12 protein-coding genes and 1 pseudogene are annotated in these 18733 nt (G+C 68.7%); all 13 read right to left on the bottom strand.

The annotated features are described in order from the left end of the window. Nucleotide 1: 1 nt before the first annotated feature. The gene (locus ROP_RS28920; protein WP_015889567.1) at nt 2-829 is read right to left on the bottom strand and encodes a glycosyltransferase family 2 protein; all 828 of its coding nucleotides are present in this window, start codon (nt 827-829) and stop codon (nt 2-4) included. A gap of 298 nt (nt 830-1127) precedes the next feature. After that, a complete protein-coding gene (locus ROP_RS28915) occupies nt 1128-1994 on the bottom strand; it encodes a MazG family protein (protein ID WP_015889566.1) in 867 nt (288 codons plus the stop codon). A gap of 4 nt (nt 1995-1998) precedes the next feature. Then, on the bottom strand, nt 1999-5646 hold the full coding sequence (gene mfd / locus ROP_RS28910; protein WP_015889565.1) for a transcription-repair coupling factor: 3648 nt from the start codon (nt 5644-5646) through the stop codon (nt 1999-2001). A gap of 119 nt (nt 5647-5765) precedes the next feature. Then, on the bottom strand, nt 5766-8201 hold the full coding sequence (locus ROP_RS28905; protein WP_015889564.1) for a glycosyl hydrolase 2 galactose-binding domain-containing protein: 2436 nt from the start codon (nt 8199-8201) through the stop codon (nt 5766-5768). Nucleotides 8202-8233: 32 nt separating this feature from the next. Continuing rightward, nucleotides 8234-9199: pseudogene (locus ROP_RS28900) on the bottom strand (DUF1839 family protein). Continuing rightward, on the bottom strand, nt 9196-10146 hold the full coding sequence (locus ROP_RS28895) for an amino acid--[acyl-carrier-protein] ligase (protein WP_015889561.1): 951 nt from the start codon (nt 10144-10146) through the stop codon (nt 9196-9198). Before ROP_RS28895 ends, ROP_RS28900 begins: the two are co-directional and overlap by 4 nt. Beyond that, nucleotides 10143-11348, bottom strand: coding sequence for an acyl-CoA dehydrogenase family protein (locus ROP_RS28890; protein ID WP_015889560.1), 1206 nt, complete (start codon nt 11346-11348; stop codon nt 10143-10145). The genes ROP_RS28895 and ROP_RS28890 overlap by 4 nt, the downstream gene beginning before the upstream one ends. Continuing rightward, entirely contained in the window at nt 11345-11587 is a 243-nt protein-coding gene (locus ROP_RS28885; RefSeq protein WP_015889559.1) for an acyl carrier protein, read from the bottom strand. The genes ROP_RS28890 and ROP_RS28885 overlap by 4 nt, the downstream gene beginning before the upstream one ends. Next, a complete protein-coding gene (gene acpS, locus ROP_RS28880; protein ID WP_015889558.1) occupies nt 11584-12021 on the bottom strand; it encodes a holo-ACP synthase in 438 nt (145 codons plus the stop codon). Before acpS ends, ROP_RS28885 begins: the two co-directional genes overlap by 4 nt. A 196-nt stretch (nt 12022-12217) precedes the next feature. After that, nucleotides 12218-13648, bottom strand: a complete 1431-nt coding sequence (locus tag ROP_RS28875; protein WP_231869007.1) for a sugar transferase — start codon at nt 13646-13648, stop codon at nt 12218-12220. A 297-nt stretch (nt 13649-13945) separates the two neighbouring features. Beyond that, the gene (locus tag ROP_RS28870; protein ID WP_015889556.1) at nt 13946-15790 is read right to left on the bottom strand and encodes a putative bifunctional diguanylate cyclase/phosphodiesterase; all 1845 of its coding nucleotides are present in this window, start codon (nt 15788-15790) and stop codon (nt 13946-13948) included. Nucleotides 15791-15804: 14 nt separating this feature from the next. Further along, nucleotides 15805-17928: an Rv1355c family protein gene (locus ROP_RS28865; RefSeq protein WP_015889555.1), complete on the bottom strand. Its 2124-nt coding sequence runs from the start codon at nt 17926-17928 to the stop codon at nt 15805-15807. Beyond that, on the bottom strand, nt 17925-18701 hold the full coding sequence (locus ROP_RS28860; protein ID WP_015889554.1) for a hypothetical protein: 777 nt from the start codon (nt 18699-18701) through the stop codon (nt 17925-17927). The genes ROP_RS28865 and ROP_RS28860 overlap by 4 nt, the downstream gene beginning before the upstream one ends. Nucleotides 18702-18733: the final 32 nt, after the last annotated feature.

Raw genomic sequence — 18733 nt, 5'->3', positions numbered from 1 at the left:
CTCAGCCCTGCGGGACCGGCGCCGGGGACAGGTGCGCTGCGGTCGTGCGCTGTTCGCTCCTGATGGTGCGCAGCACGCGGAGTCCGTCCCGGACCGCGTTCAGGTTGCTCTCGCCGTGGATGCGATCCTGCTCGAAACTCGGCACCTCGGTGATCTTCAGGCCCGCGTTGGCGACCCGCACGTTGATCAGGGTCTCGATCTCGAACCCGTCGCCCCACTGCGCCTCGGACGCCTCCACCGGGGGCAGTGCCATCACCGGGACGTGGTGACGCCAGAAAGCGTTGTAGCCGTAGCACAAGTCGCTGAACGCGGCCCCGAACTTGAGGTTCACGATGGCGTTCAGTGCCTTGTTTCCGAGCTTCCGGCTGAACGTGATGTCCGAGCTGCCGCCGCCGTCGGCGAAGCGGCTCCCTTTCGCGAAGTCCGCGCCGGCCACGAGGGCACCGACGAACAGCGGAATCTCCGCCGGGTCGGTGGAGCCGTCGGCGTCGATCATCACGATGATGTCGCTGGTCGCGGCGCGGAAGCCGCAGGCCAGGGCGTTGCCCTTGCCTTTCCGGCTCTGCGTCACGAATGTCGCGTCCGGCCAGAGGCTCCGCGCCACCTCCACGGTGTCGTCGACGGAATGGCCGTCCACGAAGACGATTTCGTCGATGCCGGCCGGCATGCGTGCGGCGACGTGGGGAAGGTTCCTGGCTTCGTTCATCGCGGGCACGACGACGGTGACCGTCGGGCGGCCGGGCGCGCGGTCTCCGGCGCCGGCCTCGTCGATGTCGTGCGCGTCTGTCTCGTCGGAAGGTTCCAGGCGGTCAGGCGTGTACAGGCTCATGTGTCCGTCTCTCATCGTCGGGCAATCGACTCGGCCCGGAAGCATCACAGGTTCCCCTGTGGGTACCTGCCCTCGCCCGACCGGGGGCTCGAATACCCACTACGTGCAGTGCGCGAAGCCCACAAACACCCCCGACGAAGTACCTGACAGTGCTCCGAGACGCGTGTTTGCAACCAACTGGTCTTCTATGCGCGCTTTAAACTACCTCAGGTTTGTTTTTCGCGCACTACCAACACGAAGGTGATTCATCCCTCAGTTACATTTTGGCAAACTCGGGCGATGGAGCCGATCGCTTGCATCAGGACGTCCAGTAACCGAGCCAGTCCGCGGCGGCGAGTTCGGTCTTCCCCGCCGCGCGCGCAGCATTCTCGGCCGCGCGGATACGGGCGATGAGGTCGTGCGTCGCCGCCTGCAGCCGCGACTCGGCGGCGACCACCGCCGCGCTGTCGGCCGTGATCTCCGCCGGCACCAGCTCGGACGGCAACCCCGCCTTGCTCGCGCGGGCCACGACCTTCGCCGCCAGCGACGCCGCCGGCTGGCTCATCGCGATGCCGTCGAGGCAGGAGCTGCGGGCCTTCTCCGCCGCCTTCCGGATCTCCCACGCCCGTTCCTGCTCGGCGATGTCGATCGGGCCGACGACGTCCTCGCCGAGATGGGGGCTGCGGTGCACGAGCTTCGCGACCAGGGTCGCGGCGACGTCGTCGACGTCGAAAGTGCCCGCGGCCGAGGCGATGCGTGAGTGGAACAGAACCTGCAGCAACAGATCTCCGAGCTCTTCGCGCAGGTCTCCGGGCACGGCGGACTCGATCGCGTCGAGGACCTCGTACGTCTCCTCGACGAGGTAGTGCGACAGCGTCCGGTGTGTCTGCGTCACCTCCCAGCCGCCGTAGCTCCACAACCGGTCCATCACCTCGGCGGCCTCGACGAGGTTGTCGCCCGGGACCTTCGGTGCCGCGACGACGCGGGAACCCGACGCGACCCAGTCGCGCACGGTGGGATGGTCGGGATCGGTACTGATCAGGACGGCGGCGCCGGGTGCGGCGGACAGCAGCGCCCGCACGGACTCGGGTACCTCGTCGGTGAATTCCACGCCGTCGCCGACCAACCCGATGGCTTCCATCGGGACGGTCGTGGGCCGCAACGGGTCGAGCAGGACCACCGTCATCGGGTCAGGCCTCCATCACCACGGACCCGGCGGCCTTGCCGTCCAGCGCGAGCACCAAATCCGCGATGTACTGCAGCAACTCCACGTCGCGCACCCGCTCCGCGCCGATCCCGCCCGAGCCTGCCCGGGGCAGCGGCAGCTGCACCATGCCGGTGGTGGCACGGTACTGCGCACTCGGGTAGATCCGCTTGAGACGCAACTGCTTCGAGTCGGGCAGTGCCATCGGCGAGATCTTCAGCTGCGTGCCGACGACGGCGATCTCCTCGAGCCCGTACTCGCGGGCCAGCAGCCGCAGTTTGGCCACCGACACCAGCCTGCGGACCTCCTCGGGGAGGGGGCCGTACCTGTCGACGAGTTCGTCCACGACGGCGGTGATGCCGTCGAGTTCGGTGGCGGCCGCGAGCTTGCGATACCCCTCGAGCCGGAGCCGGTCGCTGGTGACGTAATCCGGCGGGATGTGCGCGTCGACGGGCAGGTCGATGCGCACTTCCTTCGGGGCGTCGTCCGTGGTGATCGGCTTTCCGTCCGCGGCCGCGCGGAACGCCTCGACGGCCTCCCCCACCAGTCGCACGTACAGGTCGAAGCCGACACCGGCCACGTGACCGGACTGCTCGGCCCCCAGCACGTTTCCGGCACCACGGATCTCGAGGTCCTTCATCGCGACTGCCATGCCTGCGCCGAGGTCGGAGTTCTGCGAGATGGTCGCGAGCCGGTCGTAGGCCGTCTCGGTCAGCGGCTTCTCCGGCGGGTACAGGAAGTACGCGTAGCCGCGTTCCCGGCTACGGCCGACGCGACCACGCAACTGGTGCAGCTGCGACAGGCCGAGGGAATCGGCGCGTTCGACGATCAGCGTGTTGGCGTTGGAGATGTCGAGACCGGTCTCGATGATGGTGGTGCACACCAGCACGTCGTAGTCGCGTTCCCAGAAACCCTGCACGGTCCGTTCGAGGGTGTCCTCGTTCATCTGTCCGTGTGCGACGACGACGCGCGCCTCGGGCACGAGTTCGCGGATGCGCTGGGCCGCCTTGTCGATCGAGCTGACCCGGTTGTGGACGTAGAACACCTGCCCGTCGCGGAGCAGTTCCCGTCGGATGGCGGCGGCCACCTGCTTGTCGGCGTACGCGCCGACGTAGGTGAGGATGGGGTGCCGCTCCTCCGGCGGCGTGAGGATCGTGGACATCTCCCGGATGCCCGCCATGCTCATCTCCAGCGTTCGCGGGATCGGCGTCGCCGACATGGTGAGCACGTCCACGTGGGTGCGCAGCGCCTTGATGTGCTCCTTGTGCTCCACACCGAAACGCTGCTCCTCGTCGACGATCACGAGGCCCAGGTCTTTCCACCGGACCGCGGTCTGCAGCAGCCGGTGCGTGCCGACCACCACGTCGATCTCGCCGTCGGCCATGCCCGCGACGATCTCCTTGGATTCGCCCGCATCCGTGAAGCGGGAGAGCCCGCGCACCTTGACCGGGAACGCCGCCATGCGCTCGGTGAACGTCTGGAGGTGCTGCTGGGCGAGGAGCGTCGTCGGCACCAGCACCGCCACCTGCTTGCCGTCCTGCACGGCCTTGAACGCCGCCCGCACCGCGATCTCGGTCTTGCCGTAGCCGACGTCGCCGATGACGACGCGGTCCATCGGGACGGCCTTCTCCATGTCGGCCTTGACCTCGCTGATGACGGTCAGCTGGTCATGGGTCTCGGTGAACGCGAACGCGTCCTCCATCTCCTTCTGCCACGGGGTGTCCGGGCCGAACGCGTGACCGGGCGCGGCCTGCCGTGCCGCATACAGCTGGACGAGCTCACCGGCAATCTCCCGAACCGCCTTGCGCGCCTTGCGTTTGGTGTTGGCCCAGTCGGAGCCGCCGAGCTTGCTGAGCGCGGGCAGCTCACCTCCGACGTACCGCGACAGCTGGTCGAGCGACTCCATCGGGACGAACAGCCGGTCGCCCGGGTGGCCGCGCTTGCTGGCGGCGTACTCGATCACGAGGTACTCGCGCCGCGCGCCGCCGATGGTCCGTTCGACCATCTCGACGAACCGCCCGATGCCGTGCTGGTCGTGCACCACCATGTCGCCGGCCGTCAGGGCCAGCGGGTCCACCTGGTTGCGGCGCTTGGCCGGCAGCCGCCTGCCGTCGCCGACCGCGGCCACCCGGTTTCCGGTGAGATCGGACTCCGTGACGACGACGAGTCCGGGGGTGGTGTCGCCGCCGGGGAAGACCAGGCCGTCGTGCAGCGACCCGCGCAGCACCCCGACCTGACCGCGAGCGGGCTCCGAACCGGGCGTGAGTTCCGCCGCGGGCACCTCGGCCTCGCGGAGACGCTCGAGCACGCGGTGCGCGGTACCGGCGCCTGCGACGACGATGACGGCCCGGCCGCCCGTGCTGACGTGGGCGCGCAGGCTCACGAACAGTTCGGACAGCAGCTCGTCGGAACCGCGGACCTGGGGTGCCGGCGTGATCGCCAGCTCCAGTTCCTCACCGCTTCCGGACGCGAGCGGGCTCAGCGTCCACCACGGCAGACCGGCGGTCTCCGCGGATTCGCGGACCTGGCTCAGCGTCCGGTAGGCGGAGGCGCCGAGGTCGATGCCGTCGCCCTTCAGCACCGACGTGTCGAGGGGGGCGGCGCCGCCGATCGAGGCCGCCGTCCACGACGCCTCGAGGAACTCCTGACCGGTGCGCACCAGGTCGGTGGCGCGGGTCCGGATCTTCTCCGGATCACACAGGAGCACGTGCGCGCTCTCGGGCAGCACGTCGGTGAGCAGTTGCAGCTGCCCCGGCCGCAGCACGGGCAGCAGTGCCTCCATGCCTTCCACCGGGATGCCGGCCGACATCTTGTCGAGCATCTCGACGAGCGCGGCGTCGGCCTGGTTGTCGACTGCGAGCTGCGCGGCCCGGTCGCGGACGTCCTCGGTGAGGAGCAGCTCGCGGCACGGCGGCGCGATCACGGCGTCGATGTCGAGTTCGGCGAGCGACCTCTGGTCGGCGACGGAGAACGCGCGCAACTCGGTGACCTCGTCGCCCCAGAACTCGACGCGCACCGGATGATCCGCGGTGGGCGAGAACAGGTCCAGGATGCCGCCGCGGACCGCGAACTCTCCGCGCTTGCCGACCATGTCGACGCGGGTGTACGCCATTTCGACGAGCCGCTGGATCAGCCCGTCGAAGTCGTGCTCCACGCCCACCCGGAGCGTGACGGGTTCGATCTCACCGAGACCGGGCGCCATGGGCTGCACCAGTGAACGGACGGTGGTGACGACGACCTGGAGCGGGGCGCCGTAGGAGCGGTCGTCGGGCCGCGCGAGCCTGCGGAGCACCTCCACCCGGCGACCGACCGTGTCGGCGCTCGGCGACAGCCGCTCGTGCGGCAACGTCTCCCACGACGGGAACTGCGCCACCGCGTCGCCGATCATCTCCTGCAGTTCGGCGGTGAGGTCGTCGGCCTCGCGACCGGTCGCGGTAACCAGAAGCAGATGCGTGCGCTCGGCGAGGGCCGCGGCCACGAACGGCCGGGCGGGTGCGGGCGCGACGATGTCGAGGTGACGCCGCCCGAGGGCCTCGGTCACCTGCGCGACGACGGCGTCGCCCAGCGCGATCTTCGCCAGTCCGGCGAGCGGGGTGTCGGACGAGGGCTCGGCAGCGATGAGCGGGGAAGACAACGACGCACTCCTGAGCAGTGATGACGAACTGCCGGCGAACAGCTCGGGCCGGGACGAGCGGCCAGTTGCGGACTGAGCCAGCCTAGTCGATATCGCATATCGACGGACCGGGGTCCGGATCAGGTGGAGGCCCGCACGACCGCGGCGACGCTCACCGAGTTCAGCGCCCGCACCTGCCCGGTCACCGCCTCCGCCGCCCCGGTCCTGCGCACCGGCACGATCCGGGTGCCGCCGGGCGGCAGATGGAACCAGGAGTCGGCCGGTTCGAATCCGCCGAGTTCGAGGTGGACGTACTGCGCAGCGCCGTCGGTGGCGACGTCGACCACCCAGTTGCCGGGCGCCGTCTCCCGGGCCACCGCCGTCAGGCCGACGGTGCGTTCGAGGGCGCGCGCGGGTCCGCCGAAGAGGTGAACGGACTCGGCGACGACACCGTCGTCGGTGGACAGGGTGACGGTCACGCTCTCGTATCCGCGGGGACCGAAACGATGAACGTGCGTGGCGTCGGTGAACCGCCCGAGCACCGTGTCGAGCGACCACCGGCGGGCCGTGTGCGCGGCGACGGTCACCGGTTCGGTGACCTCGAACGCCGGCGCACCCGTGCGGGTGTGCACCTGCACCCGCAACTCCCCCGCGACCGTGCGGGCGGAGTCGTTGACCGCGTCGATGCGCAGCCCGTCCATCCCGTCCTCGCCGAGGAGGACCGCAACGGGCTGAGCCAGCCGCCGCAACACGAACCACGGCGCCTTCGGCCGGCCGTCGGAGTCGAGCAATCCCCACCCGGCGCCGGGTTCGAGGTCGCGGAGCGCGAGCACCAGCGCGCCGTCGCATCCCGAATCCGGCCGGCGCCAGTATCCGAGAGCCGCCGCGAAGGCCTCGCACACGGCGGCGCGACCGAGGGCCAGGTACCGCTCGGGGTCACTCCAGCGGACCGTCGACGGCTCCTCACCGAACAGCGTCCGCACGTAGTGATCGCGGACATCCTCGAAATCCCAGGACGCCCCGTTGTCGCGGGGCACGGCGGCCTTCCACCGCGGGTGGTGGCCAGCGGCGGCGAGGCTGCCGAACTCGGTCTCGATCGTCACGTCCGACGGGGGAATCGAGAATGCGAGGCATTCGGCGGCGAACCGCACCCCGGCCTGGCGGACGTCGGACGGCGGCTGCCGATACCCGCCGATTCCGAAGTAGTGCGCGACGCCCATTCCGACGTGGGTCGCGAGCGCGTCGCCGCCGGGTGCCGCGGACGGGGACGACGACACCGGCACCACCCCCGGCGCGATCCGCGCGACCACCGCCGGGATCACGTCGTGCACCGCCGCGATGTGCGGCGCGGGGAGTCCGAGCATCGTGGGTTGCTGTTCGGTTTCGCTGCCGCCGCTGAACACGGCGAGCGCGGGGTTTCCCGACAGCGGTCGCAGCACCGCCTCGATCTCCGCGGTCAGCAGGTCCAGGAACGGCTCGTCGTCGGGCGGGTCGAACGTCGACAGCATCGCGTCCTGCCACACCAGGACGCCGAGTTCGGCACAGTCGTCCCAGAACGCGGCGTCCTCGTACAGCATCGTGCCCGGCACCCGGACCATGTTGAGCCCGGCCTCGACCACCCGCTCGAGGGTCTCCCGCGTCTGCGACCGGCCGCCCAGCCCGATCGGATCGACGGGGATCCAGACGGCCCCGCGGCAATACACGTCGACGCCGTTGACCGCCAGCCGGAACCCGCCGTCGCCGCGCGCCGCACTCACGGTGCGGAATCCGACCGCACCCAGGTCGACCACGTGCTCGCCGAACGCGATGCTCAGCGGATACGTCACGGGGGCGCCGTGGGTGTGCGGCCACCACAACCGGACGTCGGGGATGCGCAGGCGAGCGCGCACGTCCTGCGCGCCCGGGCCGGCTTCGACGACCGTCGCCTCCCCGGTGACGTCGCCGAGCCGGACGACGGGAGGCGGGCCTGCCGAGCCGTGCACGCGCACGGTGAGATCCAGCACGCCCGTCCCGTCCTCCACGGAGGTGACCACGTGGCGGTCCGACAGCACCGGCGCCGTGCGGTCGTGGAGTCGCACCGGCCGCCACGGCCCGACCGGGGCGGGCACGCCACCGAAGACCGGCGCGCGACCGAGCAGGCTCGTCCGCACCCAGCGCAGCCCCTGCGCGCTCACCAGCGACGATCGCCAGCGACCGCGGGGCCGACGGCGGCGCAACGCCGCGTCGAGCGACGGGAATCGGATCGCCAGCGTGACCGTGCCGGGCCGAGAGTCCACGTCGGCCGAGGCGGGCACGAACATCGACTCCGAGGACAGGACGAGGTCGTCGCCTGCCCACACTTCCGCGTGCGAGGCGAGTCCGTCGAATTCGAGCCGCCACGGATCCGGGCCGCCGCCGGACACCTCGGTGACGAACCACCAGTCCACCGCATCGGTCTGCACCGCGCGCGACGCCGCGACGCCGTCGGCCGCCCGGATCGCGCCGGCCGCCGTACCCGGAACCTGCGCGGGATACCACGGGCCCGGCACACCCGCCAACCCCGAAGGATCGGTGACCGTACCCGGTTCCGTTGCCACGCAACGCCACCGGGCGCCGGCGAGTAGATCCACTACGCGCGTCCGACCACGCGTGCCACGCCGTCCACCGACCGTTCCCACGTCTCGGCCATGCCGTCGAGTTGCGCCGACGGGTCGACGGTGCGTCCGCGAGCGGCCCGCGCCATCTGGAACTGCACGCTCTTCGCGCCCTGCGCGACCTCCCGGAAGCCGGGCGCGAACGCCGCGGCCCCCGCGAACCCGTTGCGCTCGAGGTACTCGCAGACGTCGGCGGCGAGTTCCGCGGTGGCACCGCACTGCCGCAACACCCCGAACGTCCACAGGTGAAACGTGTCGATGCCCGCGCCGCGGATCCAGGGCACGTCGGCGACCACCCGCTCACCGAGAGCGCGCACCGGATTTCCGTCCGGTCGCGTCGCGAGATGATGCCGCAGCACGGCGTCGAAGCGACCCGGCCGGTACTCCGGGTCCCCGTCGAACCGGACCTGCTCGACGTACGGCGTGAACGTCGCCGATCCGGCGAGATCGAGTCCGAACAGCCCGCGGAAGTCGTCCCCGGTCAGCCGGTGGTACCCACTGTTGTGGAAGTACTCGAGCACACCGGCCTACCGGTCGATGAAGTTCGCGACGATCGTGGTCTTGGTGTGGCTCTCGCGGTAGCCGGTGCCCACCGTGTCCGGGAGCCAGTGCGCATCCACCTCGACGGTCGACAACATCCCCGCCGCGAGATTGTCCTCCACGTGGTCGAGGACACCGCGCCAGACGTTCATCTCCCCCACATCGATCCCGTACAGGGCGAACAGATCCTCGGGCTTGAACTTCAGGAACGTCCACTGCGATCCGTCGAACCGGGCGCCGAATGCGCACGCGGCGGCGGGCACCGGATCGAGCCCGAGCGAGTGGAGTACCTCCACCCACAGGTCGAGGTAGCAGTTGGTCTCGGTCCAGGTCCGTTCGCCGGAGTGGATGGGGTGCGGTTCGTAGCCGTCCGGCGAGATGTCGATCAGCCGGGACGTCACAGCGACATCCGGGATTTCACCGCGCTCGGCCAGCGCGACGGGTCCAGGCCGTGGGTCCGCAGCATCGCGAGCGCGATGCGTTCCATCCCGAACCCGACGCACGCACTGTGCGCGACACCGCCGTCCGCGGTCGCGATGTCGAACGTGACACCGAAATGGTCCTGATGGCAGTTGCACGACACGACCGCGGTTCCGTCGTCGAGGTCGCCGTACAAGCGCACCGTCAGCTCGGTCTTGAGGTTCTCGTCGCGCTGGTTGGCGGCGAGCATGCGTCCGGCCCTGCCGAAGAACGGATCGTTGGCGATCACCGGTGTCGCGTCCAGCCACAGGTCGGACAGCACCTCCAGCCCGCGCTCGATCCACGAATCACGGTGGTTCGCAGCCTGGTCCGCGGTGCCGATCCGCACGAACTCGTGCATCCGGAACGCCTGCATGCGCGCGGGATCGAACGCGGGCTCATGCCGGAAGCAGTAGCCGTACACGTCGAGGAGCGCACCGCCGTCCGGCAGCACTCCCGTGAACATCGGGTACGCCGGATGGCAGGCCGCCGACACCAGCATCGTGTCGGTCGGCTCGAGCCACCGGTCCCAGCTCTCCCCCTCGGCGCGGGCCGCCAGCAGTTGCGCGTGCTCGGCGTTGGTGCCGGTGAACGTGTTGACGGCACCGGTCAGATTGGGGAACGACGCGATGTAGTCGGTCCGCTCGAAACTGGTGCGCGGGAACACCGGCGGAAACCGGAATCGGGCCGCGGACGCGCCCGGGCCTGCTGCCCGCACGACCGCGTCGATGCCGTCGACGATGTCCTCGAACAACCCCGACCGTCCGTACAGGCCGGCGACGGACGTGTCCACCAGGAGTCCGGCCCCCAGCAGTTCCGCCCGGAACGCGCGCCGGGCGCGCTCGAGTTCGCTCGTCTCTTCCTGCTCCACTGCGATATCCGTGCTCATATCGTCCCCCGGTATGCGGTGGCCATCTGCGCCGAGTTGGCCATGATTCGATCGTTGTTGACCATGACGGCCGCACCGTGCGCATCGCGCAGGTGCCGGCCGAGCGAGTATTCCGTGTCTTCCCGGTAGCCGGCGATCCCACAGATCAGCATGGCCCTGCCGACGAGGTCGACGGCCAGGGTCGACGCCGTGACCTTGAGGTTGTTCATCGCCAGCGAATAGCCCACGCCGCCTGCGACTTCGGACTCCGGCGAATCGGCCGGAGCCGCGTCGGCATCGTCGAAGCGGCCGGCTGCCGCGAATACGACGTCCGCGAATTGCTGATGCACAGCCGCGGCCTCGGCGAGGCGCAGGGCTGCGGGCGAGGCCACACCCGGCTGCTTCCGCGCGGCCACCCGCACGTACCGGCGTGCCTTCTCCACCGCGGCGTCGGCGATGCCGAGCCACACCGCCGACCACACCGAGTGCGACACCGGAAGCATGGTCGCCGCCGAGATCTCCGAGTAGGGATCGGCGACGACGAGATCCGGGGTGGTGGTGGCCCGTAGCACGAACCCGGGACTGCAGGTTCCGCGCAGCCCCAGCGTGTTCCAGTCACCGGTGCGCTCGAGCGTCACGTCGGCACGCCGGCAGATGACGAGCGCCTGGTCGCTCGGCGGGCTGTCGGGGGTGCGCCGAGCGGTCACGAGGATCGCGTCGGCGTACTCGCCGTAGGAGATGACGGGGGCGTTCTTGACCAGCGACACCACTCCACCGGACCGCTCCACCGCGCACGTGCTGCGGCGGACGTCGCCACCGATACCCAGTTCCGTGGTCGCCGACGCCAGCAGGTACTGACCGGCGACCGCGTCGCGCAGGAAACCGGCGACGCCGTCGCCGCCCGGATGTCGTACGAGCGAGAGGATCTGGGTCTGGTGCATCGCGAAGATCATCGCCGTCGCGGCGCACTGGCGGCCCAGGACCCGGGCGATCGCGCACAGGTCCCGAAGTGTCGCGCCTTCACCACCCAGCTCCCGCGGGACGGCGCACGAGAGCAGACGCTCGTCCCGGAGCGCGTCCACCGCCTCCTGCGGAAAGCGCGCGTCACGATCGACGTCGACGGCCCACCGCGCGGCCACCTCGGCCACTCTCGCGGCCCGTGCCGACGGTCCGGAAGACCTGGCGGACTCGATCCCCGTGTCGCCCGCGAGGGCGGTGCTCATGCCACGCCGAGTTCGACGAGCGCGCCCCGGATGGAATCGACGCTCGCGAACGTGCTCTTACGCAGCAACTCGTCGGGAAACTCGATGTCGAACGAATCCTCCAGCGCCAGCATCACGTTGACGCTCGCGTGGGACGTCAGACCGAGCTCGTAGAGATCGGCGCCGACGGCGATGCTCGCGGCGTCGACGGACAGCCGGGCGTGGTCACCGAGAACCTTGCGGATGGTGTGCTCGCTCATGGGTGGCGTTCTCCTTCGTGATCGGGGGGCGTGCCCAGCCGGGACGCGGTGACCATCGCGATCGCGACGTCGGACTCGTGCGAGATCGAGACGTCGAACCCGCCGAGCCCCTGACGCTCGGCGAGTGCCGATGCGTTGCCGGACAGCCGCACTCCGCATCCGCCCCAGCTCTCGCGCCGGATCTCGATGGACTGCCACGGCAAGGCGACGTCGCCGGGACGCAGCACCTTGACCACGGCTTCTTTGGCCGCGAATCGGGCGGCCAGCCGTTGGACCCGCGCCGGTCCTGCGCAGGTTTCCAATTCGTGGGGTGTGAAGATTCTGTTCAGATAGCGGTCGCCGAATCGCTCGACGCTGCTTCGCACGTGCTCGACCGTCATCACGTCGCACCCGATGCGGGACCCCAGGATCGACGAGACCGAACCACCAGACATCGATCCCCCTGCTCCAGTCTTCGACGGTCCCGCATTCCGCACGGGAAGCCACTCTCCCAGCGACTCTTCAGCAAACCCTTCGAGAAGTTACCGTACTTTGGCAATTCAAGACAAGAGGTACTGCAGTGTGGGCATAAACATACCCTGAGTCCGTAACGCTGTCGTGCCGAATCGAAGCGACGGAGGTGAGAAGTCGTCAATAGGCGCCGTCGGGCCTCAGCACAGCCCGAATCGTCTTCCACAGGATCAGCAAATCCAGGGTGAAGGTCCAGTTCTCGACGTAGTGCAAGTCGGCGCGGACCGACTCCTCCCAGCTGAGGTTGCTCCGGCCGCTCACCTGCCACAGCCCCGTCAGCCCCGGTTTGACGAAAAGACGCCGCCTCGCGCCGTCGTCGCCGTACCGCGCGACCTCGCATTCCAGCGGTGGACGTGGACCCACGAGGGACATACTTCCCGTGACGACGTTGAACAGTTGCGGCAGCTCGTCGAGGGAGTAGCGGCGGATGAACCTACCCACTCGGGTCACGCGCGGGTCGTCGTGGAGCTTGAACAGCACGCCGGCACCCTCGTCGAATACCGCGAGCTCGCGGAGTCGCCCTTCCGCACCCACCACCATGCTGCGGAACTTGTACATCGTAAATACCTCGCCGTCCCGGCCGACGCGGGTCTGCTTGAACAACGCGGGACCGCGACTGCTTGCGCGGATCGCCCCGCCGATCGCGAGCAGGACGGGTGCGATGGCGACGACGAGCACGAAGGCGAAGACCCGATCGAGGACATTCTTGATCACCCACGCCGGGCCCGAGTACGTCGGCGCACTCAACTGCATCAACGGAACTCCCGCGACGGGGGCGATATGCAGACGCGGTCCGACGACATCCATGAGCACGGGCGCGATCAACAGATCGGTTCCGGTGCCCTCCAACTCCCAGCTCAGCCGCTCGGTGCGAGTCGGGGTCCAACCACTGGAGGGCAGTACTGCGATCGCCTGGAAAGAATGCAGTCTGGTGATACCGACGATGTCCTTTTCCGTGCCGATCACGGGAGTGTCGTCGATGGCGAGCGGAAGCTGTTCACCCGGTCTCACATCGGCAAGGCAGATCGCATCCACGCGCCACCCGGCCTGCGAGATGTCCGGCGTGCGCTTGATCAATTCGAGCACTTCGTCGATGTCTCCGGCCACGAGGACAGACCGCAGGTAGTCCCCCGAGCGCCGGCGCCTGCGCAAACCTTGCCTCAGCGCGTAACGCCCGAGCACCGACAGCGCTGCTGCGAGCGGGAGAGCGCCGAACACCCACGAGTGCCCGTTCGCGGTACCCAGCGCATACCCGGCAACGGCCGTTACCGCGATCACCCATACGTACGCTCGTCCCACTCGGCGGAACTCCTCGGCACCGCTGCCGAGAATGCGTGGATCCCACGCATGTGCCAACGCCAGGCACAGCATCGCCAGGACGGGAACCGCGACTGCGACCGCGAGACTCCCGGCCCACGTCCAGAGCGGGATCTGCCGGTAGACGACGGTGACGAACAGGTCGGCGGCGAGGACGCTGAGTAGATCGGTGCAGATCGCGACATGGGAGTACGACCGCTCCCAGGACGGCCGCGGCGAGGGTGGATCGGGCACGGTACGACCGGGAATGGTCGGCACCCCCGCCGCCCTACGGCCGTGTACGCATTGGGATCTGATGAGCAGTTGAGTCCGCTCGGACACGCTCAGTGCCTCGAAATCGCTTCCACATTCGCACATTGGTCAAACCCATGTTCGGTACCCGCCCGCCACCGCGTCGATCCGATCGCGCCGTGGAGTTGATTACTACCACTCAAAACATACTCTAGGTCTGTTATAGCTGCAATCGAATGTCTTCAATTATCATAATTGGAGCAAACCGAACTTTCGGTACGGTTGAATCGCGGGCAGCCGCTACATTCCGACCTCGATAGCCCCCGCCGCCAGCAACTTGCCGATCTCCTCCGCCGAGACCGGGCGGCTGAACAGAAACCCCTGCGCCCGATAACATCCCATGTCCAGAAGTTGCCGCGCCGACTCCACGTTCTCGACGCCCTCCGCCACCAACTCCAGGCCGAACGACTCGGCGAGGCCGATGATCGACTTCACGATCGCCCGATCCCCTGGGTTGGTGTCCAGGTTCATCACGAACCCCTTGTCGATCTTCAGCGTCCCCACCGGCAGGGCCTTGAGATGACTGAGGGAGCTGTATCCGGTGCCGAAGTCGTCGATCGCCACCTCCACATCCATCGCGTGCAGCCCCTCGAGCGCCTCACGCGTCCAGGTGAGATCACTGAGCACCGCGTTCTCCGTGATCTCCAGGCACAGAGCGCCCTTCCGGAGGTCGAACTCCGCCAATGCATCTCTGACGACGTCGAGAAAATCGAGACCGGCCAACTGCCCCGGCGAGACGTTGACGGCAAGAGCCAGATCCAGCTCGGGAGCCTGCGACCGCCAGTCGGCCCACTGCCGGCAGGCCTTCCTGATCACCCAGCGTCCGAGCTCCCCCGCCACGTTCGTCGCCTCGGCGACGTCGATGAACGAGCCCGGCTGCAGCAACCCGAGCAGCGGATGATTCCACCGCACGAGGGCCTCGACCCCGATGATCCGGCCGGTCCGCAGGTCCACCTCGGGCTGGTATTCGAGAAACAGCGACTCGTCCGCGATGGCCGCACGCAGACTGAGCTCGATCATGTTGCGTTTCTCGCTCTCCTCCTGCATCTCGTCCGTGAACACGCTGATGGCGTTACCGCCCTTGGTCTTCGCAACCATGACGGCCTGGTCGGCCTGGCTGAGGAGCGAACTGGTGGTGGCCTTGCCCGGACACCCCGCCGCGACGCCGATGCTGACACTGCGGCTGACCACCTCGCGGCCCAGACGCACCCGTTCGGTCACGACGTCGCGGATGTGCTGCGCCCGCACCTCCGCCTCCTCGAGACCCACCGATCCCCCGAGCACGAGCACGAATTCGTCGCCGCCCAGCCTCGAGACGAGGTCGTCGGCGTCGCTGGTCGACCTGAGCCGGTCCGCGATCGTCGAGATGAAACCGTCGCCGGCCCCGTGGCCGAAAAAGTCGTTGAGGGGTTTCAGGCGGTCCAGGTCGAGGAACAGGATGGCGACGGGCCCGGGTTCGGACGACGCGAGGCGGGTGTCCAGGTGGTGGTAGAGGGCGCGCCGGTTGCTGAGTCCGGTGAGGGAATCGTGGTCGGCCGAGTAGCGCAACTGCTCCTCGACGACGATGCGGGCCTGGACCTGCGCGAGCAGGGCGGCGATCGCCTTGAGGACGTCGAGTTCCGGCGGGGTCCAGTCGCGGTCGCCGAACTTGATGAAGCCGAGCGTGCCCGTCGTCGTCTCACCGGACAGCAGCGGAACGGCGGCAAGCGACACCTGCGGCACCCCCGACGCCTCGCGGACACGTTCGTTGTAATCCGGACCGGACACCTCCGGCCGGAAGATGGCCACTTCCTTCTGGTGCTCGATCTGGGCGAAGGTCGGATCGGCATCCTTGAAGTACACGACGCCGAGTGGGTCGGGGTCGGGGATGAAGGGTCGAAGGGGGTATTCCGCGACCAGGACCGTCGCCGCGATCTCGTGGTCGGTGAACCGGAGAAAACTGGTATCGACCTCGAAGTGTTCCACGAGATCCTGCAGCACGCGGGTGGCCACGGCCTTGAACGAGACCGCGTCGACAGGCGTGAGCCGGGACGCCACGGTTGTCACCAGGGTCTCGAGCTTTTCGGTTTGCTTCTCGGTGTTCACGGGCCCTCCTGTCGTTACGATATCCGCCTTCGCACCCGGTCGGCGCGGCGCTCGCTCCGAACCGACGGGCCCGGCGCATGGCTGAGCCGTAACACCATGGCGAGCGCCTCACCTGCCTTCGCTCCGACGACGTCGAACAATTCTTCCCGCAGCCTCTCCAATGGTGCCGCATACCGCGGTGAGAGTTGTTCGAGTTCCGCACTTTCCACACCATAGAGAAACACCGGCGAAATCGGCTGGACGGCGAGGCCGAGCGCCTGCGCGTGGATCCACACGCTTTCCGTCGCCTCACCGCCGCGCACGTAGTCCCGAGAGGCTGTGCCCGGAATCGCAATGACCGCGACCGCCGAGCTCGACGCGATCCGGTCCGCGGTGGACTTACCGAGCGCCCGACCGGCGTCCTGTGCGCCGAGTCGTTCCATCACCTCGGGTCTCCGCAACAGCGCGAGCGTCGACAGTTCTGCCGAATCGAGTTCCAGCGCGCGCACGTCGATGCCGGTGTCGACCGAATCCCGGGGTGGCCACCGCAACTCGCCGATCATCTCGCGGTGCAGGGTGGGTGTGAGGAAACGGATGCGGTCCGACTCCGCCAGGATGGCGCCGATCGCCGCGATGTCGTCCCGGTCGGTGACCAGGCAGAGGCGGGCGCCTTCGCGAGCCGCGGCCTCCGCGAGAAGGCCGGCCTGCGAGTCGTCCAACGGCCGGGGAACGCCCAGCCTGCGGTTGGTGGTCCGGTCGAGCATGTGCTCGTAGCGGTCACTGAGTTCCCGGTCGTTCCCGCTGCCGAACGTCATGGTGGCGACGGGAAGCCCCGCATCGCCGGCGTGGACCGTCACGGCGCCGAGAAGCCCGGCGGAGGACGCGGCGATCCGGGCGTTGTGCAGCGCGGCACCGACCGCGACGCAACTGCCCCGGTACCCGACGTCCATGGCCGTCGTGTGCTCCGGAGCCAGGGAGATGGTCAGTCCCGCGTCGTCCGCCGCGATCGTCCACGGCTGGACGTTGCCGCCGGACGGCGCGCGGGCCGCGGCATTCACGACGGTATCGACGGCATCCTGTGGCAGGGCCGCAGCCCGGTTCACGGAACCGTCCGGCAGGTCCTGCGGCAGCGGTGGATCGGCGAGGGCATCGAGATGCTCGTCCAGATCCATCCGGCACCGACCCGACGCGAGCGGCTGCCCGAGCCCGATGCGCCGCACGGCCGCCGCGACCTCCGCCCCACCGAGCACTACCTCACCCCCGAGCTGGGGCCACGTGGAGATGGTTTCGTCCACCTCCACCAACGACGCCGCCATCGTCGCCGACAATTGTCCGGCATCGAGAATCTGCAACACGAGCGGAATCTTGTCCCGCGAGCCGAGACCCGCCAGCGATTCCACGTCGACATCACCGATCACGCCGTGGAACACGGGTCGATCGGGTTCGGCGTCGAATCGTTCGACGTCCAGCAGACCCCGGTCACTGGTCGCCATCAGCACCGGCAATCCCCGGCGCCGGGCCTCCCGCCGCAGGGACACCTTGACGTCGAGGGAGTCGCATTCGTCGATCACCACGTCCGTGCCGTCCAGAAAATCGGCCACCGATTCGACGTCGACACCGTCCTTCCATAACGTCACAGTGACGTAGGGATCGATCTCCGCGATATGGCGGGCGGCGACCACGGCCTTGTTGACGCCGAGGTCCAGAACGGTGCCGGGAACCCGGTTCAGGTTGGACAGCTCGAGGGTGTCGAAGTCCGCGAGCCGCAACCCGCCGCACGCGCCCTCCAGCGTGAGGGCCAGCGCGACCGCGTGCCCGACGCTGAGACCGACGATCCCGACGGTGACGCCCCTGAGACGTTCCTGCTCCTGAGCGGTGATCTTGTTCCGATTCCGGTCCAGCCGCAACAGCCGGAACGACGTGGGACCGAGCAGACGCACCACGGTCCTTCGCCACGAGTAGTACGCCCACACAGGAGCCTCGTCCAGCACACCGGGGTCCGGCACGGGAACCAGGGAACGCAGAGCGTCCCGCTGATGGTCGAGTCGATCGACGAAGACTACCGCGGGGTCGCGGCGGAGGCGGTCGAGTACCGCCGCGTCCCCGGAGTGGCCCTCGTCGAGCAGCAGTGCGGTGTACTCACCGTGGGCTTCGTTCACGAGACGCTCCGCATCGGCCGGACGACGTCTCCTCCCGTCCCCGTCGCGATGGCTGCCGACGGCGTCGGTCGAGACGTCGTGAGTAACAGTTGGGCCAGCTGCATGGTTTCGGCGCGGCCCCGACGCCTACTCCGATCCCACCACATCAGCCGCGTCTCGTAGCGGTCATCCGGATAGGGCACGGGAGCAATATGGTCGGCCACGACCCCACCGGTGGTTCGCCACGTGTCCAGAACGTGGGATGCAGCGGTCGCGAGCATGAACTGAACGTCGAGCAGATCCATGGAGAAGGTGGCGAAACGGCCCAGTGCGGCGACGAGTTCACCCCGCCGAGCAGCGCTGCCCGACACCCACGCACCCTTCGCCTCCACGACTCCGAACGGCAGCCGGTCCTCGATCATTCGCCGAACGGCGGGAGCTCCGGCGTCGGTTCCCCACTCCGTGATCGCATGTGCCTGATCAGCGACAAGATACGGACCCTGGGCGCGGACGCCCGCTGCGACCGAGCCGTCCGGATCGATGGCCACGATGAACAGCGCGGTGGTGTCGCCGGCCTGGATCCGGCGGTACTCGAGCGCCTTCTCGGCGCCGTACTTGCGATAGCCCGCCAAGGCACCCTCGAGATAGGCTTCCCACAGAGTCGGCTCCTCCTCGGGCCGGGCGACGACGAAGCGACACTCCGACCGCGGATCCCACGCACTCAGAGTTCGATCGAGTAAGGTCTCGGTCGACCGTGTGTCGACCTGCGGACGCGACAGCTGTTCAACTGGCATTGGCTTTCCCATCGGAGTCGGTGCGGCAATTC

Source organism: Rhodococcus opacus B4, from assembly GCF_000010805.1.
Classification (GTDB): domain Bacteria; phylum Actinomycetota; class Actinomycetes; order Mycobacteriales; family Mycobacteriaceae; genus Rhodococcus_F; species Rhodococcus_F opacus_C.
Note: the sequence above shows the minus strand (reverse complement) of the source record. Positions and strands in the feature narration are given on the sequence as shown.

What these genes read in the sequence shown, in the direction of transcription:
- ROP_RS28920 (WP_015889567.1), bottom strand. Translation starts at nt 829, where the DNA reads ATGAGCCTGTACACGCCTGACCGCCTGGAACCTTCCGACGAGACAGAC.
- ROP_RS28915 (WP_015889566.1), bottom strand. Translation starts at nt 1,994, where the DNA reads ATGACGGTGGTCCTGCTCGACCCGTTGCGGCCCACGACCGTCCCGATG.
- ROP_RS28895 (WP_015889561.1), bottom strand. Translation starts at nt 10,146, where the DNA reads ATGAGCACGGATATCGCAGTGGAGCAGGAAGAGACGAGCGAACTCGAG.
- ROP_RS28890 (WP_015889560.1), bottom strand. Translation starts at nt 11,348, where the DNA reads ATGAGCACCGCCCTCGCGGGCGACACGGGGATCGAGTCCGCCAGGTCT.
- ROP_RS28885 (WP_015889559.1), bottom strand. Translation starts at nt 11,587, where the DNA reads ATGAGCGAGCACACCATCCGCAAGGTTCTCGGTGACCACGCCCGGCTG.
- acpS (WP_015889558.1), bottom strand. Translation starts at nt 12,021, where the DNA reads ATGTCTGGTGGTTCGGTCTCGTCGATCCTGGGGTCCCGCATCGGGTGC.
- ROP_RS28860 (WP_015889554.1), bottom strand. Translation starts at nt 18,701, where the DNA reads ATGCCAGTTGAACAGCTGTCGCGTCCGCAGGTCGACACACGGTCGACC.